This window comes from Paenibacillus sp. MMO-58 (assembly GCF_037146255.1).
GTDB lineage: Bacteria > Bacillota > Bacilli > Paenibacillales > Paenibacillaceae > Pristimantibacillus.
The window spans coordinates 535,314-560,084 of the sequence record NZ_JBBCVY010000002.1 but is presented as its reverse complement, the minus strand read 5'-3'; the positions used below and the strand labels follow the sequence as shown (position 1 = coordinate 560,084).

The following is a 24,771-nucleotide window of genomic DNA, read 5'->3' as shown; positions in this document are numbered from 1 at the left end:
AACGGAATTATGAATAGCGTTTCCCTTTGCTTTGCGGTATGCTAAGGAAAAATGATAGCTTATTTGATCCATTGGCTGCAGTAAAGGGGGAACACCATGATGAAGTTTACAAAAATGCATGGTTTGGGGAATGATTTTATCGTTATCGCCGGCGAGCAGCAGCTTCCGGTCAATGTAGCGGAGCTTGCGAAAAACCAGTGCAACCGGTTTTTCGGTATCGGCGCGGACGGACTGGTGTACATTCTTCCTTCGGAAGTGGCGGATTTCCGCATGCGCATCATCAATTCCGACGGCTCCGAAGCGGAGCAATGCGGCAACGCGATTCGCTGCGCGGCGAAATACATTTACGATAACGGTCTTACGGATAAAGAGGAGTTAACGATCGAAACGCTTGGCGCCGGCGCGCAGACGGTTCAGCTGGAAGTAGCGGACGGCAAAGTTCAGCAGGTTCGCGTTGATATGGGCGCGCCGATTCTAAACGGACTGCAGGTGCCTACAACGGTTGACGAGGAACGCGTAATCGAGCATCCGATTGAGGTGGATGGCCGCGAATTCCGGTTCACGGCGGTATCGATGGGCAACCCGCATTGCGTGATCTACGTGGACGATGCCGCCAACTTTGATCTAGCAACTTGGGGCCCCAAGCTAGAGACTCATCCGATGTTCCCGCGCAAGATCAATGTGGAGTTCGTTACCGTAACCTCCCGCGAGCATGCGGAGATGCGCGTTTGGGAGCGCGGAGCCGGACCAACGCTGGCTTGCGGCACCGGCGCATGCGCAACGGTCGTTTCCTCCGTATTGAACGGTTTAACGGACCGCACTGCGGTTGTAACGCTCAAAGGCGGAGACCTGAAGATTGAATGGAACGAAGCAGATAATCATGTTTATATGACTGGACCTGCAGCCGAAGTCTACCGCGGCGAATGGGAATAGGGAGAAATGAATATGAAGCCCGATTTAAGAACGAAGCTTAAGCAGCGTATCTTGACCGGGGACGGCGCGATGGGAACCTATCTGTATCAGATGGGGTTCCCTGTCGGCGTTTCTTACGAAGAATTGAATATGACCCGTCCGGATGTCATTGAAGGCGTCCATCGCCGGTACTACGAGGCAGGGGCGCGCGTAATCGAGACCAATACCTTTTCTGCCAATCTGGTCAAGCTGTCCAAATACGGCCTGGAGCCGGATATGGAAGCGATTAACCGTGCCGGGGTGCGAATTGCGAAATCGGCGGCTGGCGAGGATGCCTACGTGGTTGGCGCTGTTGGTTCGATCCGCGCGGGCAAGCTGAAGGATGTGCGGACATCCGAAGTCGGCCATGCGTTTGAGCGTCAGCTCGACGCTTTGCTTGCTGAAGGCGTGGACGGAATTCTGTTCGAAACGTTTTATGATTTTGACGAAATGCGCCTGGCATTGGAACTTGCCCGCAAGCATACCCAACTGCCTGTCATTTGCCAGTTTGCCGTAGAGAATGTCGGACGCACCCAGGACGGTACCGGCTTGCTGGATGCCTTCGCTTTATTGAAGGATGAGGGAGCGGACGTCGTCGGGTTCAACTGCCGGAGCGGTCCGAACGGAATTATGCGGGCGGTTGAGTCGATTGGCGGACCGGTAGAGCTGCCGCTGTCCATCTTCCCCAACGCGGGTATTCCGGATTACGTTGACGGCAAATACAAATATTCGGCGGGACCGGAGTATTTCGCGGAGACCGCCCTGCAATTCGCGGACCGCGGCGCGCGGATCATCGGCGGTTGCTGCGGAACAACGCCGGAGCATATTGCGGCCATGGCGAAGGCATTGAAGGATTATGCTCCGGAAAGCGTTGCCGCCGCAACCGTTGCGATAACCGACTCCCCGGAGGCGGAGGTTATCGTAATAGAGGCGGAACCTGCCGAAGTGGTGAAAAATGCTTCCGAGGAGCGGGCGGACACGCCGATTATTCCGGAACCATCGCTGGTGGATACCGTAAAAGTAAGACATACGGTTATCGTTGAGCTGGATCCTCCGCGCGATCTGGATATCACGAAATTTATGGCCGGCGCAGCCGCCATTAAAGCCTGCGGAGCGGATGCCATTACGATGGCGGACAACTCGCTGGCGGTGACCCGTATGAGCAACCTGGCGCTTGCCGCGCTGGTGAAGGATCGAATCGGCTTGCGCCCGCTCGTTCATATTGCCTGCCGGGACCGCAATCTGATCGGAACGCAGTCGCATCTGATGGGGCTGGACGCACTCGGGATCGACCATGTGCTGGCGGTTACCGGCGATCCGGCGCGTTTCGGCGATTTGCCGGATTCCAGCTCGGTGTACGACCTGACTTCCTTCGAGATGATCCGGATGACCAAGCAGCTTAACGACGGGATCGCCTTCTCCGGCAAGCCGCTTAAGCAGAAGGCCAGATTCGTCGTTGGCGCGGCGTTTAACCCAAACGTCAAGCATCTGGACAAGGCGGTCCAGCGGCTGGAGAAAAAGATCGCTTCCGGCGCGGATTATATTATGACCCAGCCGGTCTATGATCCGGCGCTCATCGAGAAAATCGCGGATGCGACAAAGCATCTATCCGTTCCGGTGTTCCTGGGCATTATGCCGCTTGCGAGCGGGCGCAATGCCGAGTACCTGCATAACGAGGTTCCGGGCATCCAATTATCCGATGAAGTACGGAAACGGATGGCGGGACTTGAAGGCGCGGCGGGACGCGCGGAAGGCATTCGAATCTCCCGTGAGCTGCTGGATACCGCAATCCGTCATTTCAAGGGAATTTACTTCATGACGCCGTTTATGTTCTACGAGATGGCGGTGGAACTGACGGACTATGTATGGACGAGGACAGGGATGAAAAAACGATAAAATAGTCCGTTTTCGCAATTTCTCTTGTTTTCTCTTGTTCGTTTCTCCAAAATCCTTTAAACTATATAATAATGGATCGGGCTGCCTCTTTGACCGGCTGCATCTTTCCCGGGACAGGCAGTGTCCCCGGAATAGCGGGAACAGGCATGGAGGCGCGGCGCGGAACGTATGCTCCGGACTTTTTTCGTCAACAATAGTGCAATGGTTCTGTCGTTATTTGGCAGGGTGGAGCAATTCATCAGGGTCCAATACATTTATACAAATATATGATTTATACGGGAGTTGCACGAGGAAGACCGGAGGGGGAACCTGACTTGGCTATTAAACTTATTAATATCGGCTTCGGCAATATTGTTTCGGCCAATCGCATTATTTCAATTGTTAGTCCGGAGTCGGCACCAATTAAACGGATTATTCAAGAAGCACGTGACAGACATATGCTGATTGACGCGACTTACGGAAGACGCACGCGCGCTGTTATCATTACGGACAGCGACCATGTCATTTTATCGGCGGTGCAGCCGGAGACGGTTGCGCATCGCTTGTCGACCAAGGATGACGATAACGACGAATAATACGGGGAGTAATATGGATAAGGGATTGTTGATTGTATTGTCCGGACCTTCAGGCGTAGGAAAAGGAACCGTGTGTTCCGTCCTTCGCCAAAAGGTGCCTGAGCTTGTCTATTCCGTATCGGCCACGACGCGGAAGCCGAGACAAGGCGAAATCGATGGCATTAATTATTTCTTCAAGACGAAAGAGCAGTTCAAGGAGATGATTGCAAAAGACGCACTCCTCGAGCATGCCGAATATGTTGGCAATTGCTATGGTACTCCTCGCGATTTCGTGGAGAGTACGCTTGCAAGCGGCAAAGACGTTATTCTGGAGATTGAAGTCCAAGGCGCATTAAAGGTGAAAGAAAAGTTCCCGGAAGGCGTATTTGTCTTCCTGCTGCCTCCTTCGCTTGATGAGCTGAAGTCCCGTATTACGGGCAGGGGAACGGAAACCCAGGATACAATCAATAACCGGATGACGGTAGCGGTAGAAGAAATGAATCTGATCCGTCATTATGATTATGCGGTTGTTAACGATGAGATCGACGCCGCGTGCCATCGTATTCAAAGTATTATTACGGCTGAGCATTGCCGGAGAGACCGGTTTTATTCCCATCTGGGAGAGCTGTCAGCTGCTATCGAGAAAGTCTGAGCGAGAGGTGAAGAACAATGTTGTATCCATCGATTGATGAAATGGTGAAAAAAGTAGACAGCAAATATTCGCTTGTAGTTGCGGCTTCGAGACGCGCCCGCATGCTGCGTAACGGTGAAAAATCCGAGCTTCGCAACCCGAAATCCCGCAAATTTGTTGGTGTTGCACTGGAAGAAATCTTCCACGACATCGTGCAAGTCGAACAAACAGCGGACAAACAACAACAATAATGTTATTAAAAATAGGATGGAGCTGATCAGCTCCATCCTATTTTTTTTTGCTTTTTTCGTTTGTGGTCATGTCCGTTTTTGTTTGAAATAACAGTTTTCAAAAATAAACAAACATGTTAACATATAAACAAACAAAAACAAATCTAATCGGAGGGAAAACAAAATGGCTCGCAAGTTATGGGATTCCTGTTAACCCGGCATGTTGTCCTTCTGGTTCCGATCCTTCGTTGTATAATAAATAGCTTGGCCTTAAAATATCGATAGGTATGGAAAAATTGAGAAGAAAGAGAAAGAGGTAGGCTATGCTGGTTGCGGAACGGTACGAAACGATAGTTCGATTGGTAAATGAGCGGGGCAGCATCCGAGTATCGGAGCTGAGCGAGCTTTGTCAGGTCACGGAGGAGACGATTCGCCGCGATCTGGATCGCCTGGAACAGGCGGGACGGCTTCGCCGCTCGCATGGCGGCGCGGTCAGCGTGAAGGATACGCAGCCGGAGACTCCGGTAGCGGAACGGGAAATTATGCATGCAGACGAGAAACGACGTATTGCGGAAGAAGCGGTCAAGCTGATCAAGCCGAATGACCGGATTTTGCTGGACGCCAGTTCCACGGCATGGTATATGGCATCGATCCTGCCGGATATTCCGCTCACTGTTTTGACCAATTCGATTAAAGTTGCCGTCGCCCTAAGCAATAAGGAGAAGATCGAAGTGATCTCGACCGGCGGCATTTTGGCTTCGCGTTCTTTATCCTATGTAGGGCCGCTCGCGGAACGGTCACTCGAATCCTATCATGTAAACAAGCTGTTTTTATCCTGCAAGGGCGTGCATCTGGAGCGCGGCATCAGCGAATCGAATGAGCTTCAGGCACGAATTAAGCATAAAATGCTCGGCATTGCGGAGCAGGTCATCCTGCTTGCGGATTCCAGCAAGTTCGGCGTTCAGGCGTTTACCCATGTTGGCGATTTGGCGGAGGTTGACGCCATTATCACGGACCGCCGGCTTTCGATGGAAGCCGCAGCCGGACTATCCGAGCGTTCAATACCGGTTACGATGGTTTAACGAATCGATACGTTTGTGAGGTGACGAGGTGAAGGTCTCATTATTTATCACCTGTCTTAGCGACACGATATATCCCCGAGTGGGAGAGGCAATGGTCAGACTGCTGGCCAAGTACGGAATTCAGCTGCATTTTCCAACGGTGCAAACCTGCTGCGGCCAACCCGCTTTCAACAGCGGTTATTGGAAGGAAGCGCGGGAGAGCGCAAAGACGATTCTGGATGCGTTCGAGGATTCGGACTTCGTGATTTCGCCTTCCGGCTCCTGCACGGGCATGATCCATCATTATCCCAAGTTGTTTGAAACGGATCCGGTTATGCATGAGCGGGCAGTGAAGCTTCAACGCAAATCCTACGAATTTACGCAATTTCTTGTTCAAGTGCTTGGCATAAAAGACGTCGGCGCGGTATTCCCGCACAAAGTGACGTACCATCCTTCCTGTCACGGCAGCAGGCTGCTTGGCATTAAAGAGGAGCCGATGGAGCTTATGCGCCATGTGCAGGGGCTTGAGCTTGTGCCGCTTCCGTTTGCGGAGGACTGCTGCGGCTTTGGCGGCACGTTTGCGGTAAAGATGGCCGATATTTCCGGCGCGATGGTAACCGAGAAGGTAGACCATGTGCTGGAGACGGAAGCTGAAGTACTGGTAGGACTCGATCTGGCTTGTCTGATGAATATTGCCGGCAACCTGCGGTACCGCAATCAGCCGGTAAAGGTAATGCATTTGGCAGAGCTCTTGTATGAAGGGGTGAAGCAGGCATGAGTACGGCTGGGAATGCATCAACGGTAAAAGAACGCGCGGAGCTGGCGCTGAACGACGAATTTCTGCGCAAAGCGGTCAAGTTCACGACGGAACGGCTTCGGAACGGTAAAAAACAGGCTTCCGCCGAGCATGGCAATTGGGATGACTGGCGGGAGCGCGGACGGCAAATCCGGCTTCATACGATCGCTCATTTGGATTACTACTTGAATATGTTTGCGAATCAGGCGCGCGCTAACGGCGTGCATGTGCATTTTGCCGAGACGTCTGCGGAAGCGGTAAAGCTGTCTCTCGAGATTGCGCAGCGCAAGCAGGCGAAGTCGGTTGTAAAGTCGAAATCGATGGTTACGGAAGAGCTGCATTTGAATCATGAGCTTGAGTCCATTGGCGTTGAAGCCATTGAAACGGATCTTGGCGAGTATATCATTCAACTGGCCGGCGAGACGCCTTCCCATATTATTATCCCGGCTATTCACAAGAACCGTTATCAGGTGGCTGATCTTCTGTCCCAGGAAGCGGGCGAGACGCTTGCTCCGGATACGTCCATTCTTGCGGGCTTTGTGCGCAAGAAGCTCCGGGAGAAGTTCCTGGAGGCGGATATCGGGATGACCGGCTGCAACTTCGCGATTGCCGAGACCGGCTCGATGGTGCTTTTCGAGAACGAAGGAAACGCGCGGATGGTCACAACCGTTCCGAAGACGCAGATTACGCTAATGGGGATGGAACGGATTATTCCGTCCTGGGCGGATCTGGAGGTTATGGCTACTCTCCTGCCGCGATCGGCGACAGGACAGAAGCTGACGGTTTACATGTCCGGCATTACCGGTCCAAGACGCGAAGTTGACGCGGACGGACCGGATGAGATGCATATTATTATCGTCGATAACGGACGATCCCTGCAGTTGGGCGATCCGGAGTTCCAGGAGCTCCTGAACTGCATCCGCTGCGGCGCTTGTCTAAACGCTTGTCCGGTATACCGTCACATCGGCGGACATGCGTACGGCGGTACTTACAGCGGTCCTATCGGTGCCGTGCTGACGCCTGCTTTGCAGAAAAACGTAGCGGAGTGGGATGATATCGCCAACGCATCAAGCTTGTGCGGCGCCTGCTATGAGGCTTGTCCGGTCAAAATTCCGCTTCACGAGATGTTGATTTATTTGCGCCGGCGCAAGCAGGAGCAAGGGCATGGCAATGCGGCCGAGTCGATCGGGATGAAGGGCTTTGCTGCCGTCATGGGCAGCTCGAAGCGTTATGCCGGCCTTGTGAAGCTAGGCAAGCTGGGACAAAAGCTTGTGGTGAGGGACGGAGGAATCCGTCTGAAGCTAGGCCCGCTTAAAGGCTGGAATACGTACCGGGTAACGCCAAGCCTGCCGAAAAAGTCGTTCCGCGACCAGTGGGGGACGCTTGAGCAGGAGCTGCGCCATGGATTGAAGGAAGTTGCTCCCGACGTGCGCAGCCGGATGGAAGCCATTGTGAAAGGCAGAGACAGCAAGGGAGGCAACGGTCATGGCTAAGCAGGCGGATTCCCATGAGGAATGGCTGAAGCAGCTGGCGGAAGAGTCGAAACGGAAGCAGGAGGCGTTCATGAACGGGATTGCCCAGAAGCTGAGACGTCCCCGGGTGACTTCGGCGCCGGAGCATCCGTTCCGTGGCGCGCCGGATTTCTGGCAAGCGTTCGAATGGCCGCTTGAGGAACGCATGGACCGGTTCGAGGCGAACTTCGAGGCAGCCGGCGGGCATGTGGAGCGGCTTGCCGACATGGAGGCGGCTAAGCGGTTTATCGCGGAGAAAGCGGAAGCGCTTAGCGCCAAATACGTCATCCGGCAAAATCAGCCGGAGTTAAACGGTCTTGGTCTCGAGGAGTCGCTTGCTGCGTCCGGGGCGGAAGTCCGCATATGGAACAGCGAGGCGGAACAAAATTGGAGAGCTCGCGCGGCGGAATCGGACTTCGGTATCGTAATGGCCGACTATGCAGCCGCGTATACCGGCTCCGTAACCGTGTTATCCTCGAAGGATAAAGGCCGCTCGGTGAGCTTGCTGCCGACCGTATTGTTTGTTCTGATCCCGCTGGAGCGCTTGAAGACGCGACTAGGTGAGATCCTGGTCAATTTCGATGAAGCGGGACGCGACCAGCTGCCGGCCGGGATTCATTTTATTTCCGGACCAAGCCGTTCGGCCGATATCGAGAATGACCTGACGATCGGCGTCCACGGCCCCGGCGTTGTCTACGCTTTGCTAGTTGGTTAGTTACGCGAGCAGACTCGTCCCGCTAACGAAACGTAGTATCCTTATTTGCCGAAAAACAACCACATTCGGAACCTAACGAAACGGAGTAACGCTATTTGGCTCGTTAGAGGCCATATGAGGAGCAAAAGCAACGAATAGCGATACGTAGTTTCGCTAGAATTTGAAAATCCCCAAAATTAGGCGAATAGCGATGCGTAGTTTCGTTAGCCTTTTGGAGTAGTTACATGAGGAATGCCCGTATGCTTGATGCGGCGCTAATGGCGTCCGGTCTGATGAGCACACGGGCTTTTTTTGCAGGAATCGGTCGGTCCGTCTTGAATTAGTGGTTACTGGCATTCAAGACAAGGAGGGTGGCTTCATGAAGACGAAACCGGAGCTCGTACTAGACGCGGCAGGCGTGATTGCGTCGAATTTTTCACCGAGGTTTTGGCAGGAGCTTGTATGGCGGTATGGGCTGCCATACGACAAGCTGGCCCAATTCAAACAGGAGATTCGCGTGAGTTTGTGGACGGGCGTTATATCCGAAGATGAATTCTGGGACGAGATTTGCAGCGGGTTTCCGGCAATCGACAGGGATGAAGCCAGAATACAGCTGTTGTCCCAGATTACGCCGCTACCTGCCGCGGACCAAATTCCGCGCTGGAGCGAGCATGCCAATATCCATCTGCTCAGCAACCACCGCTTGGAATGGCTGGAGCTGATCGTTGATCCGCTGCGTCCATATTTGCGCAGCGTCACGATCTCCAGTACAGCCGGCTGCTGCAAGCCGGATGCGCCAATTTACGAACGGGTTGAGCAGCATTTCGAATCAAAGGCGCCCATCTTGTTTGTTGACGATCAAGCGAAAAACTTCAAGGAACCCGAGCTGCGCGGCTGGACGACTCTTCTCGCCGACGAGCAAGGAGGTTGGGTAAATCGGGTCAACCGGTTTCTTGCCATATAAAAGCAGCAGGCTCCCACTCCGGGAACCTGCTGCTTTTACATATCCTATTGTTTGGTCTCGAGGAATTTCTCGATGAACTGAAGCGCTTTTTCGGTATTTTTGGAGCCTTCGCGAACGCTGGCGATATAATTGTCCTTGGCTTGCATCGGAATATTTCCGATGATCGGGCTGCCGGAAATTTTTACGCCATACGTATGCTCGGTTGGATCTTCTTCCGTTTTTTGCTTAAAGCTGTCCTCCGGCTTAAGCAGCTTGGTGATAGCCGTCTGCGAATCCAGATTCATAAACGCGCCTTGCGGGCCAACCCAGTTAAACGCAGCCGTATCCGTAATATAGATGTCGGGGCGTTCCGTCGCGAGTACGACCATGGCTTTTTGCTGGGAGGCAATGTCCATTTGATCCTTCGCATCCAGCGGTACGTACGTGAAGTTGACTTTAAAGCGCTTGAATTCCGGGAACTGCTTAATGAGCGCTTCTTCGATATCGGTCTCTTCGGTCTGCTTGCCCGTGCTGTCGCTCATGTAATACTCGCCAAGGAACATGATGGACAGGTCCACCGGCGGAAGCTTGGCAAGACGTTCCTGCTCAGCCCGATGATCCAGATAGCTGTTAATGCCAACGATAACAAGAATGAGGGCAATGATGCCGCCAAGAACGTGGAACTTGTAGTAGCGCCAGAAATGGTCTACTTTTTCCGCGGAGCCGGCCATTTTCTTGTACTTGCCGTATTCTTGCTGATTGAATGCTTCATTGGCTTTCCGGTTGTCCTCGTCCAGAATATACCGGTAAGCGCGCGTGACTTCTTCAAAGTCAGCTTGGTCGGTTCCTTCCGGGTTCTCTCTTTGTCTCGCCCGAGCTTGTCGCATTAAGGTGGTGTAACGCTTATCGACCTCTTCTTTCGAAGCGTTTTCAGGAAGACCCATCGTTTCGTAAGCTCGTTTTAGTTCGTCCATGGAGTTGCTCTCACCTCTGTTAGGATTAGAAAAAATAATAGCTACTCTCTAGTATACGGATTTGAATAGAAGATTTCCATTCCTCCATCTGGGAACGGTGCAGGCTACAAATTGGGATGACCTATGGTATGATAGGAAAAAGCGCGAATGGGTCTCACCTAAACGGTCAATACATAGATTAACAGCATAAATCGGGGGAAACAGTATGTTGAGAGGGAAAACGATAATACTAGGCATTTCTGGCGGTATTGCAGCCTATAAAGGCGCGGCTCTTTGCAGCAAGCTTGTGCAGGCGGGGGCCGAGGTTCACGTCATCATGACGGAGTCGGCTACCAAGTTTATTACGCCGCTGACGCTGCAGACCTTGTCCCGCCATCCGGTGCACATCGATACGTTCGACGAGAAGGACCCTTCGGTCGTTACGCACATAGATTTGGCGGACCGTGCGGATCTGGTCGTAATTGCGCCGGCAACTGCGAATATTATAGGAAAAGCGGCTAACGGACTAGCCGACGATATGCTGAGCACTACGCTGCTCGCCGCAACAAGTCCGGTTTTGATCGCTCCGGCCATGAACGTGCATATGTATGAGCATCCGGCGGTTATCCGCAATCTGGAGCTGCTGGCATCCCGCGGCGTGATGTTTGTGGAGCCGGGAACGGGGCAGCTTGCTTGCGGCTACGTAGCCAAAGGCCGTCTTGCGGAGCCGGAGGATATCGTCATTGCGGTTCATTCTTTGCTGAAAGCGAAAGAGCACGGAGCGCTAGCGGGCAAGCGCGTGCTCGTAACGGCGGGAGGCACGATGGAGCGTCTGGACCCGGTCCGGTATTTAACGAATGATTCTTCCGGCAAAATGGGCTTTGCCATCGCGGAAGCCGCCAAGGTGATGGGGGCCGAGGTTACGGTTATCGCGGGCAGAACCTCCGTCGATCCGCCGGCGGGCGTGAAGGTTATACGGGTAGAGTCGGCGCAGCAGATGCTTGACGCCGTACTGGAACGATTCGACGAATCGGATATAGTGGTTAAATCGGCAGCCGTAGCGGATTACCGCCCGGTGACCAGACATGGCCAGAAGATTAAGAAGTCCGGGGAAACCTTAACGCTTGAGCTGGAGAAAACGACGGATATTTTGCAGACGCTTGGCGAGCGGAAGACACATCAGCTCTTGATCGGTTTTGCGGCGGAGACGGAGCAGCTGGAGAAGTACGCCATGGACAAGCTGAAGCGCAAAAATGCCGATTTGATCGTGGGCAACGACGTCAGCCAGGAAGGCGCAGGCTTCAATGGGGACACGAATATCGTACAGCTGTACGGTCCAAGCGGATTAATTGAAGCGATGCCGCTGCTGTCCAAGCGCGAGACGGCGCAGCGCATTCTGACGATTGCTGCCCGGCGCCTTGCGGAGGTAGCCTCCCGCGATGGGGGTCGGGGCGAAGAATGATTGCCAAAGTGATCGTAGACGTGCCGAGCCGCCAGACGGACCGGCCGTTTGACTATAAAGTACCGCCCGGCATGGAGAACTGGATTGAGGTCGGCAGCCGGGTAGGCGTTCCTTTTGGCCCAAGGACGCTGCAGGGGTTCGTTATTGAGCTGGCGGAGACCGCGGATGTGGATCCTATGAAGCTTAAGGCCGTATCCGAGCTGCTTGATCCGGTTCCGCCGCTGCTGCCCGATCTGATCGAGCTGGCCAAATGGATGAGCGACAAATATTGCTGCTCTTGGACGACAGCGCTGCAGGCCATGATTCCGGCCGCGCTGAAAGGGAAAGCGGAGCGGTATATCAGCCTGAACGATGATCCGGATTATACGGCGGAGGACAATGGTCTGACGGCGCTGCTGCCGGAGGAGATGCTGACGTGGATCGGCAGACAGAAGCAGCTTAAGCTGGAGACGCTGCAGCAGCGGTATCCGGAGCATTCGGCGGCTATTAAGGAAGCGCTCCGCGATGGGCTGCTTCAGGAGCAGACTTCAATCCGCGACCGTCTGGCCATCCGCAAGGTACTGACTGTATTCCCGCCGGATGATGAAGCTGCTGCGCGCGAAGCGCTGGAGAGCTTCCCGGCCCGGGCCGGGAAGCAGCGGGAGCTGCTCGCCTTTATGCTGGAGCGAGGCGAGGCGATGCCGCTTCAGGCGCTGCTGGCGGAAGCAGGGGGTTCGCCTGCCAGCGTACGTGCGCTTGCCGACAAGGGCCTGCTTGGCCTTCATGAGGTCGAACAGGAACGGGATCCGTACGCAGGCCGGGATTTCCAGCGGACCGTACCGCTGCCGCTTATGCCCGGCCAGCAGGCCGTGTACGAGCGGATTGCCGGCACGGTAAGTCGCGGCGAGCCGCAGGTGCTGCTGCTTCATGGCGTTACGGGAAGCGGCAAGACCGAGGTCTATATGCAGTCGATCCAGCATTGTCTGGAATTAGGGAAGCAAGCGATTGTGCTGGTTCCGGAGATTTCGCTTACGCCGCAGATGGTGGAGCGGTTCAAGGGACGCTTTGGCGAAGCCGTTGCCGTGCTGCACAGCCGGCTGTCTAACGGCGAGCGTTATGACGAGTGGCGCAAAATCCGGAGCCGCCGCGTACAGGTCGCTATCGGGGCGCGCTCGGCGATCTTTGCACCTTTTGAGCGGATTGGGCTTATTATTATTGATGAAGAGCATGAATCCTCCTACAAGCAGGAGGAGAGCCCGAAATACCACGCGCGGGATGTCGCGGTAAGGCGCGCAAGGCAGCATGGGGCCGCGGTTGTGCTTGGCTCCGCGACGCCGTCGCTGGAATCGTTCGCCGCCGCCAGCAGGCAGCCTGCGCCCGGCAAGGAATCGGCGCTGCTGCCCATGCCGGAGCGGGTCGGCAGCCGTCCGATGCCGCCGGTTCAAGTCATTGACATGCGCGGCGAGCTGCAGGACGGCAACAGGTCGATGTTCAGCCGGAAGCTGCATGCCGCTCTGGCCGATAGGCTCGAACGCGGCGAGCAGTCGGTGCTGCTGCTTAACCGGCGGGGCTACTCCACCTTTGTGATGTGCCGCTCCTGCGGGTATACGGCTGCTTGTCCGCATTGCGACATATCGCTCACCTACCATCAGAAATCACGGGCGCTGCGCTGTCATTATTGCGGGCATGCCGAGCTGGCTCCGAAGGAGTGCCCTTCCTGCAGCAGCGAGCATATCCGCTATTTCGGGACAGGGACGCAGCGGGTAGAGGAAGAGCTCGCGAAGCTGTTCCCGGGGATCCGGGTGATCCGGATGGATGTGGATACAACCTCCGAGAAGCATTCCCACGAGAAGCTGCTGAAGCAATTCGGCGAGCGGAAAGCGGATGTGTTGCTGGGCACGCAGATGGTCGCGAAGGGGCTCGATTTTCCGTACGTTACGCTGGTTGGCGTAATAGCCGCGGATACGTCGCTCAATCTGCCGGACTTCCGTTCGGCGGAGCGGACGTTCCAGCTGCTGACGCAGGTAGCGGGACGCGCCGGGCGCCATCATCTTCCCGGGGAGGTTATCATTCAGACGTATTCTCCCGAGCATTACGCCATCCTTACCGCCCAGCATCATGATTATGCCGCATTTGTGCGGGAAGAGCTGAAGCACCGGAGCGTGATGGGCTATCCGCCTTTTTGCAGGCTGGTTCTGGTGACAATGTCGCATGAACAGCTGCCTCTATTGTCCTCGGTCAGCGAACAGTTTGCCGAGCGGCTTAGGGGATTGGCGGCGGATGAAGGGGTTCTTGGCCCGCTTGAAGGCGGTCTGCCGAGGGCGATGGATATTCTTGGGCCCGTCGCTTCGCCCATTTCCAGAATGAAAGATCGCTACCGTTTTCAATGTGTGATAAAATATCGTGGAAACATCGACATACCCGCGCTGCTGAGGCATGCAATGGCGCCTTTTGTGGAGGGCTCGCCGGCAAAGCAGGTGCAGTTCAGCATCGATGTCGACCCACAAGTCATTTTATAAAATAGATAACGATTGTAAAGGAAGGTAACGGCCATGGCCATTCGTATTATTGTGAAAGAACCCGATCCGGTGCTCCGCGAGACGGCAAAGGAAGTAACGAAATTCAACTCCAATCTTCAAAAGCTTCTGAAGGATATGGCAGAGACCATGTATGACGCGGACGGCGTAGGGCTTGCGGCTCCGCAGATCGGGATCTCGAAGCGCGTCATTGTTGTGGACATCGGCGACGAGACAGGTCTGATCTCGATGGTTAATCCCGTTATCGTTGAAAAAGAAGGCGAGCAGGTTGGTCCGGAAGGCTGCCTCAGCATCCCTAACCTGAACGGAGACGTAAAACGTTACGAGCGTATCGTTATAAACGGGCAGGACGCGGAAGGCAATCCGTTCACGGTAGAGGCAAGCGGCTTCCTTGCGGTTGCGTTCCAGCATGAGATTGATCATCTGAATGGCATTCTGTTCACGGATATTGCGCAAAATGTATACGACATTACGGCAAGACAAAGAAAAGGCGGCGAGTAAAGGAATGCGTATCGTATTTATGGGAACGCCGGAATTCGCCGTTCCTTCTCTGCGGCTTCTGATCGAGCAGGGCTACGATGTAGTCGCTGCCGTGTCGCAGCCGGACCGCCCGAAAGGACGCAAACGCGTGCTGACGCCGCCTCCTCTGAAGGAAGCGGCTCTTGCGCTTGGCCTGCCGGTTCTTCAGCCGGAGCGGATGCGCAGCCCTGAAGCGGTTGCGGCTATTGCCGAGCTTCAGCCGGATCTGATTGTCACGGCCGCTTACGGGCAAATTTTGCCGAAGGCGCTGCTGGACATCCCGCGGCTTGGCTGCATTAACGTGCATGGCTCGCTGCTGCCGCGCTACCGCGGCGGTGCTCCGATCCAACGCTCGATTATCAACGGCGAGACGGTTACCGGCGTAACGATCATGTACATGGCGGAAGGACTCGATACCGGCGATATGATCAGTAAGGTTGAAGTTCCGATTACGGACGAGGATACTTCTGGTACTATGTTCGAGAAGCTGAGCGCTGCCGGCGCTGAATTGCTGGGACGGACGCTTCCCGCTCTTTTTGCAGGCGAACTGAAGGCCGAGCCCCAGGATAACGAGCTGGCTACGTATGCGCCAAACTTAACGCGCGAGGACGAGCGGATCGACTGGAGCAAGCCGGCGCGCAGCATCTTTAACCAGGTACGCGGCTTATCTCCGATGGCAGGCGCTTTTACATACCTGAACGGCGAAGTGTTTAAAGTATGGGCATGCGCGAAGCCTGAAGGCAAGGCGGGTAACGGATCCGCTGCTCCGGGTACCGTAGTTGCCGCAAGCACCTCCGGTATTGACGTACAGACCGGTGACGGGCTGCTTCGCTTGCTTGAGGTTCAGCCCTCAGGCAAGCGGGTTATGACGGTTGCGGACTGGCTGCCTGGCGCACGGCTGTCTTCCGATGCTGTATTTGGCGGTGGCGAAGCATGAGCGAACGGGAATCTTTAAAATCGCAGCGAAAGCGGAAGCCAGGCGGAAAAGGCCATAGCCGCGGACCTGGACAGGATGGGCGCAAGGAACAGCGCCCGGCACGCGTCCGTACGCCGCGCGAGCTTGCTCTTGATACCCTGGTGAAGGTGGCGGAGACCGGTGCGTACAGCAACCTGCAGCTCAACCGTGTCCTTCAGGATGCACAGCTGCAGCGCGCGGACGCTGCTCTTGTAACCGAGCTGGTATACGGAACGATTCAGCGTCAGCTGACGCTGGATCATTGGCTTGGCAAATTTGCGGCCAAGGGGCTGCGCAAGCTGGAGCCTTGGGTGCATCAGCTATTGCGCATGAGCGCTTATCAATTACTGTATCTTGACCGTATTCCGGCCCATGCTGCGGTGAACGAGGCGGTTACCATTGCAAAGCGCAGAGGACATCAAGGGATTTCAGGAATGGTGAACGGCATTCTTCGCAGCATTGACCGGAACCGTGCGGAGCTGACGGTTGACGCCATCGTGGACAAGAATCCTGTCGTGCAGATCTCCGTCAGACATTCTTATCCGGAGTGGCTGGTTGAACGCTGGGTCAAAGCATACGGCGAGCAAACAGCTGAAGCGATTTGCGCTTCGGGCAATGAGCCGCCGCATGCGAGCGTTCGCGTCAATCCGCTCCGCTCATCGCGAAACGAGGTGCTGAGCCTGTTGACCGAACATGGCGGCGATGCCGAAGCTTCAAGACTTGCGCCTGCCGGTATCGTGGTGCGCCGCGGCGGCAACCTGGCCGATACGGAAGGCTTCCGCGATGGCCTCTGGACGATGCAGGACGAAAGCTCCATGCTGGTCGCCGAGGTGGTCGCGCCTAAGGCAGGCATGCAGGTGCTGGATTGCTGCGCGGCGCCGGGCGGGAAAACAACCCATATGGCGGAACTCATGAGCGGCAAAGGCAAGGTCTATGCCAATGACCTTCATCCGCACAAACGCCAGCTTATTGTCGATCAGGCGGTACGTCTTGGCCTTCAAAATATCGAGGCGATTACCGAAGACGCAGGCAATCTCGGCGAGCGGTTTGCTCCGGCTTCGATGGATGCGGTGCTGCTGGATGCGCCATGTTCGGGATTTGGCGTTATCCGCCGCAAGCCGGAAATCAAATGGACCAAAACAGCGGGCGATGTCGCCGAGATCGCGGCTATTCAGCGCAGGCTGCTCGGGGCTGTTGCAGGGCTGGTTAAGCCTGGCGGAACGCTGGTGTACAGCACCTGTACGATTGAGAGCGCCGAGAACGAAGAACAGGTGGCGGCTTTCCTGAAGGAACATCCCGAATTCCAGCTTGACGCGGAATGGCCGGAGGAAGCTCTCGCGCCGCTGCGCGAGAAAGGCATTGTCGACGGTTCGTTTGACGGACAAGCGCAGCTGCTTCCGCATCATTACGGCAGCGACGGCTTCTTTATTGCCCGTCTTCGCAGACGTCCGTAGGGCCCCTTGTGGCTCGGCATGGGCGTTTGTGGTAAAATAAATCATCAGCGCCGGCATAACTGGCGCGCTATTTCAGAGTCAGGTGTGATAATAAGAAGATGAAACCAATAATTTATGACTATAACCTAGATCAGCTTCAAGACTGGATGAAAGAAAACGGCGAGCCGGCATTCCGCGGCGGACAGCTGTTCGATTGGCTGTACGTGAAGCGCGTGAAGAGCTTTGAAGACATGTCCAATCTGCCGAAGCCGCTTCGCGAGAAACTGGAAGAGTCCTTCCAGTTCGTGACGCTGTCGGAGATAACAAAATTCGAGTCGAAGGACGGCACGGTCAAATTCCTGTTCGGCCTTCATGACAACCATGCGATCGAGACCGTTATCATGCGCCATGAGTACGGCAACAGCATCTGCGTAACGACGCAGGTCGGCTGCCGGATTGGCTGTACCTTCTGCGCCTCGACGCTTGGCGGACTGAAACGCAATCTGACCGCGGGCGAGATTGTTGCGCAAGTGGTAACGGCCCAGCAGATGCTGGATGCAACCGGAGAACGCGTTTCAAGCATCGTTATTATGGGCTCCGGCGAACCTTTCGAAAATTATGACGCCACGATGACCTTCCTGCGCATTATGATTCATGAGAAGGGTCTGAATATCGGCCAGCGCCATATCACCGTCTCGACAAGCGGTATCGTCCCAAGCATGTATAAATTTACGGAAGAGAATACGCAGATCAACCTGGCCATCTCGATCCATGCGCCTAATGACAAGCTCAGATCCAAGCTGATGCCGGTTAACCGCCGCTTCCCGTTTGAGGATGTAATGGCAGCCTGCCGCAATCATATTGCGAAGACCGGCCGCCGCATCACGTTTGAATACGCCTTGATCGGCGGGGTTAACGACCAGGCCGAGCATGCGCAGGAGCTTGCCGACGTGCTTCAAGGCATGTTGTGCCATGTCAACCTGATCCCGGTTAACCACGTGCCGGAGCGGAACTACGTACGCACGCCGCGCAATGACATTTTCGAATTCCAGCGCATTCTGGAAAAGAACAAAATCAATTGCACGATCCGCAGGGAGCAAGGCCATGATATTGCGGCTGCATGTGGCCAATTGAGGGCGAAACATATGGAGTCCACGACGAGGTGATCACGGTTGATTACGGCAAACCGAAGCGATGTCGGACGAATTCGTCATATTAACGAAGATCGTTCGTGGGTAGGACAGCTGGATAACGGCATTACTTTAGCGATTGTCGCCGACGGAATGGGCGGCCATCAAGCCGGGGATGTAGCGAGCCAGCTGGCGGTTAATACGTTCAGAGACATGCTTGAGAAGAGCGCGTCGAAGGCGGATTTATCGATGCAAGAGGGGAAAATGCTAATTCGCCAGGCGCTTGTCATGGCTAATGACGTCGTCTACGATATGGCATCGCGCAACGAGCAGTACTACAATATGGGAACGACAATCGTTGCTGCCTTGTACAAGGAACAGCAATTGATTATCGGGCATATCGGGGACAGCCGCGCCTATCTCATTACCGCAGATGGAATTGCGCAACTGACGGAGGATCATACCCTCGTCAACGAGCTGGTCAAATCCGGCCAGATCAGCCTGGAGGAAGCGGCGCATCACCCGCGCCGCAATGTTATTACGCGTGCCGTTGGCACGGACGCGCAAGTCGAGGTAGATATTTATACCGCAGCCTTGTCCGATAACGATGTTCTGCTGCTCTGCAGTGACGGTCTGACCAATATGGTCAGCGACGAAGAGATGCTGCAGACGGTTCGTGAGGAAGGGCTGGGATTGGATGATAAAGCGGATCGCCTCATTCAATTGGCGCTGCAAGCCGGGGGAGACGACAATGTTACGGTCGTGCTTCTTCAGGAGGAAAGCGCTGCTTATCGAGGAGGTGACAACGGATGATCGGACATCAATTAGGTGGACGCTATGAAATTTTAACGAGAATCGGCGGAGGCGGAATGGCGCTTGTCTATAAAGCGCACGATATCCTGCTGAACCGTAACGTCGCGGTAAAGGTGCTGAGACAGCAATTCGTCCATGACGAAGAATTTATTCGGAGATTCCGCAGGGAAGCGCAGTCGGCTGCCGCCCTGTCCCATCCGAATGTCGTCAGCATTTACGATGTAGGGCAGGAAGAGGATACCCATTACATCGTAATGGAATATATCGAGGGTCATAATCTTAACGAAATTATTCATGAGCGTGCGCCGCTGCAGGCTGACGAAGCGGTGCGGATTGCCGTGCAGATTTGCGATGCGCTGGAGCACGCCCATCAGAATCATATTATTCATCGCGATATTAAGCCTCATAACATTTTAATCGGCAAGAACGGAAGAGTGAAGGTAACGGACTTCGGGATTGCCCGTGCCGTAACTTCCTCTACGATTACGCAGACCGGATCGGTTGTCGGTTCGGTTCATTATTTTTCGCCCGAGCATGCCAAAGGGATTAGTACGGGGGAGAAGTCCGACCTGTACTCCCTGGGCATCGTGCTCTACCAGATGCTGACGGGAAAGCTTCCGTTCTTCGGGGAAAGCCCGATCAGCGTTGCACTCAAACATTTGCAGGAGGAGTTCGAGGAGCCTAGGAAGGTGAATCCTCACATCCCGCAGAGTGTGGAAAACGTCATTTTGCGCGCGATGCGCAAAAACCCGAATGAACGCTATCAATCGGCCCGCGAGATGCTAAACGACCTGGATACTTGTCTTAAGCCAAGCCGTTTAAGCGAGCCGAAGGCGACGTTCACAAGCGGCAGCGATCTCGATGAGACCCGCGTGATGCCTGCGATACGGGGCGATATGCTCGCCTCTGCGCAGCAGTACGAATTAACGCCTGTTCCGCCGCCTGTTGAAGCATCCGCTCCCCTTGAACGAGCGAATAAGGCTACTGCTGCATCGAGTCAGCCGGAAGCGGAATGGAAAGACGAGAAAGCAAGCGGAAAGCCTAAAGGCTGGAAGCGCCCAACGACGATCGTAGCGGTAACCCTGGTCATATTAGGCTTGATTATATGGGGCTTCTTTGCTCTGTTGAACAAGCTTGACGTGCCGGAAGTGGACGTGCCTTTTGTAGTTGGCAAGCAGGAGGATGTAGCTCGGTCTATGATCGAGGGAGCCGGACTTAGGGTCAAGGAGCCCGTTATTCATGAGTTTATGGGCGATGTACCTGCCGGGGAGGTCTTTGCGCAGGATAAGGCCAATATGCGGGTAAAGGAAGGCTCTTGGATTCAGCTGTCCGTCAGCGACGGTGCCGTGCTGGAGAAAATAACCGACTATAAGGGCAAGCAGCTGCAGGAAGCCAAAGATGATTTGATATCCCTTGGCGTACCTGAAACGCAGATTTCAGCGGAGCAAGTATTCAGCGATCAGGATCCGGGCACGATCATAAGCCAGACGCCGGAGTTTGGCTCGGAGTTCGATCCGAAGACGGCGACCGTTAAGTTTATGGTCAGCAAAGGCCGCGAAACGATTCCGATGCCGAATCTGATCGGCCATACCGTTGCCGAAGCGAAGGATATCGTGAAGTCCAACGGGCTGGTCCTTCAGGATGACGATATTCTGGAAGAGCCAAGCTACACGCAAGGCAAAGGATTCGTTATTGACCAGGATCAATTCAAGCCTAACGATCCGGTGCCTAAAGGATCGAAAATAACGATTACCGTAAGCTCCGGTCCGCCGAAGGATGCGAAGAACCATACGTTCAACGTAACGATATCGCCGGCCGAAGCGGGTAAAACAAGCGAAATCCGGATCGTATATTCCGATGCGCGCGGTCAGGACATCGAGTGGGGCAAACGCCAAATTCAAGATACCCAATCCTTCCCTGTGCAGGTCATCTTGGCGCCAAATACGGAAGCCAGAGTGACGGTATATCGGGACGGCCAGTTTGTAGATACTCGCACGATCACATACGAGGAGCTGGCCCAGGGCTCGAATTCCTCTTCGCTTACGATACCGGGTTCCGGCAACAGCAATAACGGCAATAACGGTAATAACGGCAACAACGGTAATGGCAACACGGATACGGAGACCAGCACCGACCCGACAGAGAAAACGAAAAACCCGGATCAGCCGGCAAATGCGGATCCGACAGAAAGCACTGACAACGGAGGCCAAGATGAGCAGCACTAGTGAAGCCAAGGGAAGAATCGTCAAGGCGCTCAGCGGTTATTACTACGTATTGCCGCATGATGCGGAATCGTCGGGGCAAACGGTGCAATGCCGTGCTCGCGGCGTATTCAAGAAGAGAGGCTTAACGCCGCTAGTCGGCGATGACGTGGTGTACAGCTTAACGGAGAACGGCGAGGGCACGGTGGAGGAACTCCTCCCCCGCTCTTCCGAGCTGATCCGGCCGCCGGTCGCCAATGTCGATCTGGCTATCCTTGTCTTCTCCGTGACGGAGCCCACCTTGAATTTGCAGCTGCTTGACAAATTCCTTGTCCATATCGAGCATTCGGGTATTGAGGCGGTGCTCTGCTTAAGCAAGCAGGATTTGGAGCAGGACGGCGAAGAGACGGAAGAAGCCATAGCAGCTGCCGAAGCGGTAAACCGGATTTACACGGCTATTGGCTATGAAGTATACGGAACCAGTTCTCGCCAGGGCGTAGGCGTTGAGGAGCTGCATGGCCGTCTTAAAGGGCATGTAGCGGTCTTCGCGGGTCAATCGGGCGTAGGCAAATCCTCGCTTCTGAACGCTCTTGTGCCGGGCCTTGCGCTCGAGACAAACGAGATCAGCAACAGACTTGGCCGGGGCAAGCACACAACGCGCCATGTGGAACTCGTCGAGATAGGCGGCGGTTACGTGGCGGATACGCCGGGCTTCAGCCAGCTTGATTTCACGGAGCTTGGCATTGAGGACCTGGGGTACTGCTTCCGCGAGATGCGCGAGCTTGCGCCGGACTGCAAATTCCGGGCGTGCACCCACGTGCATGAGCCGGGATGCGCAGTGCTGAAGGCGGTGGAGGAGGGCGCGGTTGCGCCTAGCCGCCATCAGAACTATTTGACGTTTATGACGGAAATGAAAGAGAGAAAGCGGAGGTATTAAACCATATGGCAATTATCGCACCATCTATCTTGTCGGCGGATTTCGCGCGGCTTGGAGAAGAGATTAGAGCAGCTGAAGAGGCCGGAGCGGATTGGATTCACGTCGATGTTATGGACGGTCAATTCGTACCGAACCTAACCTTTGGTCCTCCGGTTATCGCGGCCGTACGTCCGGCTACAAAGCTTCCATTTGACGTGCATCTGATGATCGAGCGTCCGGAGCTGTCGATTCCGAGCTATGCAGCGGCGGGAGCTGATCGGATTACGGTTCATGCTGAAGCAACGGTTCACCTGCACCGCACAATCCAGCAGATCAAGGATTTGGGTCTGCCTGCCGGCGTTGCGCTTAATCCAAGCACGCCGTTGTCGGTTCTGGAACATATTCTGGGGGATGTCGATCTGATTCTCATTATGACGGTTAACCCTGGTTTTGGGGGACAAGCCTTTATCGAGGAGTCGCTCAATAAACTTCGTCAGCTTCGCAAAATGCTTGACGAGCGCGGCCTCGGCCTTGTTCATGTGCAAGTGGACGGCGGTATTAACAGCGTTACTGCTAAGCAGGTTGTAGAAGCCGGTGCGAACGTGCTTGTTGCAGGTAATGCCGTATTCGGGGAAAGGGATCGCGCGGCCGCGATTGCTGCGCTTCGGTAACGAGTGTGGATGAAGATTTCGAGTTAGAGGAAAGTATTTGGAAGAAACTGTTCTGGATTGCTTTTTACGCGATAACGGCCGGCGTTCTGCTGGGGCTCTTTACGGCCATCAGCTCGCCTATCAAGTACGTCTGCTCTTTGGTGGCTTTGTATATCGCCATTAAATGCTTTAAGCGCTTCTCTACCTGGGGACCGCGGATTTCCTTTATCGTTTCCGCAATAATCGTTTATTTCGCTACGGCTCTTGTCATCGCAATCGTGGTTTATATGCGGGATAATCCGATGCCGGCAGGCTAATAGAATACTAGCTGGCGCTTTGGAATAGGACAGCTTAGCATCGCATAGGATGGTTACATGAACGAAGGTTCGTGTAGCCATTTTTGCGTTTATATTATTGGTACACATCCAATTTCGATGAGCGTGTCTGAGGAGGGATGGGCATGAAATTTTACACGATCAAACTGCCGAAATTTCTGGGCGGATTCGTAAAAGCAATATTGAATACCTTCCAAAAAAACTAGGTCCGATGCACGGCTTAACGAACGATCGTGGGCAAGGCAGAACGGTCCCGCCATTTTAGAGGCGGGGGGAGGCGTTCTGATCCGTAGAATTCTAAGCGAGATTATAAAGGTAAACTTATAATCCTTAGAATTCAAGGCGGAACAGTTTTGCTGTCTATAAGCAGCAAAACGCGTTCCGATCCGTAGAATTCTAAGCGAAATTATAAAAGGTAAACTTATAATGCTTAGAATTCAGGCAGAACTGTTGCGCTATCCACAGGTAGCAGAACGGTCCCGCCATTTCATGGCGGCGGAATCGCTCCGATCCGGAGAGTGAAACGGCTCCACCATTCCGTGTCAAAGGGCGGGTCGCATTCCGGAGAAATGAACGAAGAAAAAGCACCTGAGCTCAGGTGCTTTTTGTCTAAATATAAGAAAGTATAAACAAGTATACGACGCTTATATTCATAGCGAAACGTTCGCTGCGCCGCCAGATTGACGGCGTCAGCCGTTTGCGCTAGACCGCTCGGTTGGAATCCGTCAATTAAACACGAGTTACTTTGCCGGATTTCAGTGCACGTGTGCTGACATAAACGCGTTTCGGTTTGCCGTCTACCAAGATGCGAACCTTTTGCACGTTTACACCCCAAGAACGACGGTTTTTGTTGTTTGCGTGGGATACATGGTTGCCTGTACCAGGCGATTTACCAGTAATGAAACATTTGCGGGACATGAGTACACCTCCTTAAGGTTGTGCCGCAAGAAAGCGAGGCTTTCCTGCAAGCATGCGCTTAGAGTTTGCTTTTTGAGCCATTAGCTGCATTGTTAGCACAAGCTGTATTAAAAAATACCTGGGTCAAGCCTGCACATAAACATACTTGACTATCGTATCACAATTGTTGTGTATCAGCAACTTAAATGTACATGAAATGATGGATTTTGTCATCGTTTTTGCCTTGCGCCCTTCTATAATGAAGCGGTTTATAGTACAATAATCCTTAGTCCATATTATTTTCGGTAAAGGAGTGTATTCCCATACCACTGCAGATTAAGAACGAGCTTGGACAGATAATTGTGAATGATGACTGCATTGCAGTGATTGCAGGCTCTGCAGCCATGGATTGTTATGGGCTTGTCGGGATGGCTTCCCGCAAACAGCTTAAGGATGGCATCGCCGAGCTGCTCGGCAGAGAGAACATGTCGAAGGGCGTCGAGGTACGCCGGGAGAATGAACAGCTCCATATTGAATTGCATATTATCGTAAGCTACGGCACGAAAATTTCCGAAGTCGCGCATAATATACAGAACAAGGTTAAGTACGTCCTAAATGATGTAATTGGTCTTCAAGTGGACCAGGTCCATATATTTGTTCAAGACGTAAGGGTATCTACGTAGTCAATGCTTACGAAGTTAGAATTGCTTTTGCAATTCTTTTA

At 54.2% G+C, this 24,771-nt stretch carries 25 protein-coding genes; 23 read left to right on the top strand and 2 right to left on the bottom strand.

The window, feature by feature from the left end; genetic code table 11:
- Positions 1–99 precede the first annotated feature (99 nt).
- From dapF to WFJ73_RS08250, 10 genes are all read left to right on the top strand, one after another.
- The gene (gene dapF / locus WFJ73_RS08295) at positions 100–933 is read left to right on the top strand and encodes a diaminopimelate epimerase (protein WP_336773087.1); all 834 of its coding nucleotides are present in this window, start codon (positions 100–102) and stop codon (positions 931–933) included.
- Between the two features lie 12 nt (positions 934–945).
- Positions 946–2,847: a bifunctional homocysteine S-methyltransferase/methylenetetrahydrofolate reductase gene (locus tag WFJ73_RS08290; RefSeq protein ID WP_336772590.1), complete on the top strand. Its 1,902-nt coding sequence runs from the start codon at positions 946–948 to the stop codon at positions 2,845–2,847.
- Between the two features lie 314 nt (positions 2,848–3,161).
- Positions 3,162–3,422 (top strand): extracellular matrix/biofilm regulator RemA, encoded by a 261-nt coding sequence (gene remA / locus WFJ73_RS08285; RefSeq protein ID WP_005548256.1) that lies wholly within the window; start codon positions 3,162–3,164, stop codon positions 3,420–3,422.
- A 13-nt stretch (positions 3,423–3,435) separates the two neighbouring features.
- Positions 3,436–4,053, top strand: a complete 618-nt coding sequence (gmk, locus tag WFJ73_RS08280) for a guanylate kinase (protein ID WP_336772589.1) — start codon at positions 3,436–3,438, stop codon at positions 4,051–4,053.
- Between the two features lie 17 nt (positions 4,054–4,070).
- Positions 4,071–4,283: a DNA-directed RNA polymerase subunit omega gene (rpoZ, locus tag WFJ73_RS08275; protein ID WP_127493448.1), complete on the top strand. Its 213-nt coding sequence runs from the start codon at positions 4,071–4,073 to the stop codon at positions 4,281–4,283.
- Between the two features lie 302 nt (positions 4,284–4,585).
- Positions 4,586–5,344 carry a DeoR/GlpR family DNA-binding transcription regulator gene (locus WFJ73_RS08270; protein ID WP_336772588.1) on the top strand — a complete coding sequence of 253 codons (759 nt, stop codon included), beginning with the start codon at positions 4,586–4,588 and terminating at the stop codon, positions 5,342–5,344.
- A gap of 28 nt (positions 5,345–5,372) precedes the next feature.
- Complete coding sequence (locus WFJ73_RS08265) at positions 5,373–6,101, top strand: (Fe-S)-binding protein (RefSeq protein WP_336772587.1); 729 nt, start codon at positions 5,373–5,375, stop codon at positions 6,099–6,101.
- Complete coding sequence (locus WFJ73_RS08260; RefSeq protein ID WP_336772586.1) at positions 6,098–7,612, top strand: LutB/LldF family L-lactate oxidation iron-sulfur protein; 1,515 nt, start codon at positions 6,098–6,100, stop codon at positions 7,610–7,612. Before WFJ73_RS08265 ends, WFJ73_RS08260 begins: the two co-directional genes overlap by 4 nt.
- Entirely contained in the window at positions 7,605–8,345 is a 741-nt protein-coding gene (locus tag WFJ73_RS08255; protein WP_336772585.1) for a LutC/YkgG family protein, read from the top strand. The genes WFJ73_RS08260 and WFJ73_RS08255 overlap by 8 nt, the downstream gene beginning before the upstream one ends.
- 358 nt (positions 8,346–8,703) lie before the next feature.
- A complete protein-coding gene (locus WFJ73_RS08250; RefSeq protein ID WP_336772584.1) occupies positions 8,704–9,288 on the top strand; it encodes a hypothetical protein in 585 nt (194 codons plus the stop codon).
- A gap of 44 nt (positions 9,289–9,332) precedes the next feature.
- On the opposite strand, the gene WFJ73_RS08245 is transcribed toward WFJ73_RS08250, so the two are convergent.
- A complete protein-coding gene (locus WFJ73_RS08245) occupies positions 9,333–10,241 on the bottom strand; it encodes a DnaJ domain-containing protein (protein WP_336772583.1) in 909 nt (302 codons plus the stop codon).
- 205 nt (positions 10,242–10,446) lie between these two features.
- Here WFJ73_RS08245 and coaBC point away from each other — a divergent pair, with 205 nt between their 5' ends.
- From coaBC to spoVM, 12 genes are all read left to right on the top strand, one after another.
- Positions 10,447–11,682, top strand: coding sequence for a bifunctional phosphopantothenoylcysteine decarboxylase/phosphopantothenate--cysteine ligase CoaBC (gene coaBC, locus WFJ73_RS08240; RefSeq protein ID WP_336772582.1), 1,236 nt, complete (start codon positions 10,447–10,449; stop codon positions 11,680–11,682).
- Entirely contained in the window at positions 11,679–14,180 is a 2,502-nt protein-coding gene (gene priA, locus WFJ73_RS08235; protein WP_336772581.1) for a primosomal protein N', read from the top strand. Before coaBC ends, priA begins: the two co-directional genes overlap by 4 nt.
- A 33-nt stretch (positions 14,181–14,213) precedes the next feature.
- A complete protein-coding gene (gene def, locus WFJ73_RS08230) occupies positions 14,214–14,699 on the top strand; it encodes a peptide deformylase (RefSeq protein ID WP_336772580.1) in 486 nt (161 codons plus the stop codon).
- A 4-nt stretch (positions 14,700–14,703) separates the two neighbouring features.
- A complete protein-coding gene (gene fmt / locus WFJ73_RS08225) occupies positions 14,704–15,654 on the top strand; it encodes a methionyl-tRNA formyltransferase (RefSeq protein WP_336772579.1) in 951 nt (316 codons plus the stop codon).
- Positions 15,651–17,126, top strand: coding sequence for a 16S rRNA (cytosine(967)-C(5))-methyltransferase RsmB (gene rsmB, locus WFJ73_RS08220; protein ID WP_336772578.1), 1,476 nt, complete (start codon positions 15,651–15,653; stop codon positions 17,124–17,126). The genes fmt and rsmB overlap by 4 nt, the downstream gene beginning before the upstream one ends.
- Before the next feature lie 98 nt (positions 17,127–17,224).
- A complete protein-coding gene (rlmN, locus tag WFJ73_RS08215; protein ID WP_336772577.1) occupies positions 17,225–18,271 on the top strand; it encodes a 23S rRNA (adenine(2503)-C(2))-methyltransferase RlmN in 1,047 nt (348 codons plus the stop codon).
- Positions 18,272–18,277: 6 nt separating this feature from the next.
- On the top strand, positions 18,278–19,048 hold the full coding sequence (locus tag WFJ73_RS08210; RefSeq protein ID WP_015845322.1) for a Stp1/IreP family PP2C-type Ser/Thr phosphatase: 771 nt from the start codon (positions 18,278–18,280) through the stop codon (positions 19,046–19,048).
- Positions 19,045–21,273 (top strand): Stk1 family PASTA domain-containing Ser/Thr kinase, encoded by a 2,229-nt coding sequence (gene pknB, locus WFJ73_RS08205; protein ID WP_336772576.1) that lies wholly within the window; start codon positions 19,045–19,047, stop codon positions 21,271–21,273. Before WFJ73_RS08210 ends, pknB begins: the two co-directional genes overlap by 4 nt.
- Positions 21,260–22,186 carry a ribosome small subunit-dependent GTPase A gene (gene rsgA / locus WFJ73_RS08200; protein ID WP_336772575.1) on the top strand — a complete coding sequence of 309 codons (927 nt, stop codon included), beginning with the start codon at positions 21,260–21,262 and terminating at the stop codon, positions 22,184–22,186. Before pknB ends, rsgA begins: the two co-directional genes overlap by 14 nt.
- Before the next feature lie 5 nt (positions 22,187–22,191).
- Positions 22,192–22,836, top strand: coding sequence for a ribulose-phosphate 3-epimerase (rpe, locus tag WFJ73_RS08195; protein WP_336772574.1), 645 nt, complete (start codon positions 22,192–22,194; stop codon positions 22,834–22,836).
- A 5-nt stretch (positions 22,837–22,841) separates the two neighbouring features.
- On the top strand, positions 22,842–23,132 hold the full coding sequence (locus WFJ73_RS08190; RefSeq protein WP_336772573.1) for a hypothetical protein: 291 nt from the start codon (positions 22,842–22,844) through the stop codon (positions 23,130–23,132).
- 143 nt (positions 23,133–23,275) lie between these two features.
- Positions 23,276–23,356, top strand: a complete 81-nt coding sequence (gene spoVM, locus WFJ73_RS08185) for a stage V sporulation protein SpoVM (protein ID WP_010345573.1) — start codon at positions 23,276–23,278, stop codon at positions 23,354–23,356.
- A gap of 523 nt (positions 23,357–23,879) precedes the next feature.
- Here the strand turns inward: spoVM and rpmB are convergent.
- Positions 23,880–24,068 carry a 50S ribosomal protein L28 gene (gene rpmB / locus WFJ73_RS08180; RefSeq protein WP_015845317.1) on the bottom strand — a complete coding sequence of 63 codons (189 nt, stop codon included), beginning with the start codon at positions 24,066–24,068 and terminating at the stop codon, positions 23,880–23,882.
- Between the two features lie 302 nt (positions 24,069–24,370).
- Between rpmB and WFJ73_RS08175 the strand changes: the two genes are divergently transcribed.
- Positions 24,371–24,730 carry an Asp23/Gls24 family envelope stress response protein gene (locus tag WFJ73_RS08175; RefSeq protein ID WP_015845316.1) on the top strand — a complete coding sequence of 120 codons (360 nt, stop codon included), beginning with the start codon at positions 24,371–24,373 and terminating at the stop codon, positions 24,728–24,730.
- Positions 24,731–24,771 lie beyond the last annotated feature (41 nt).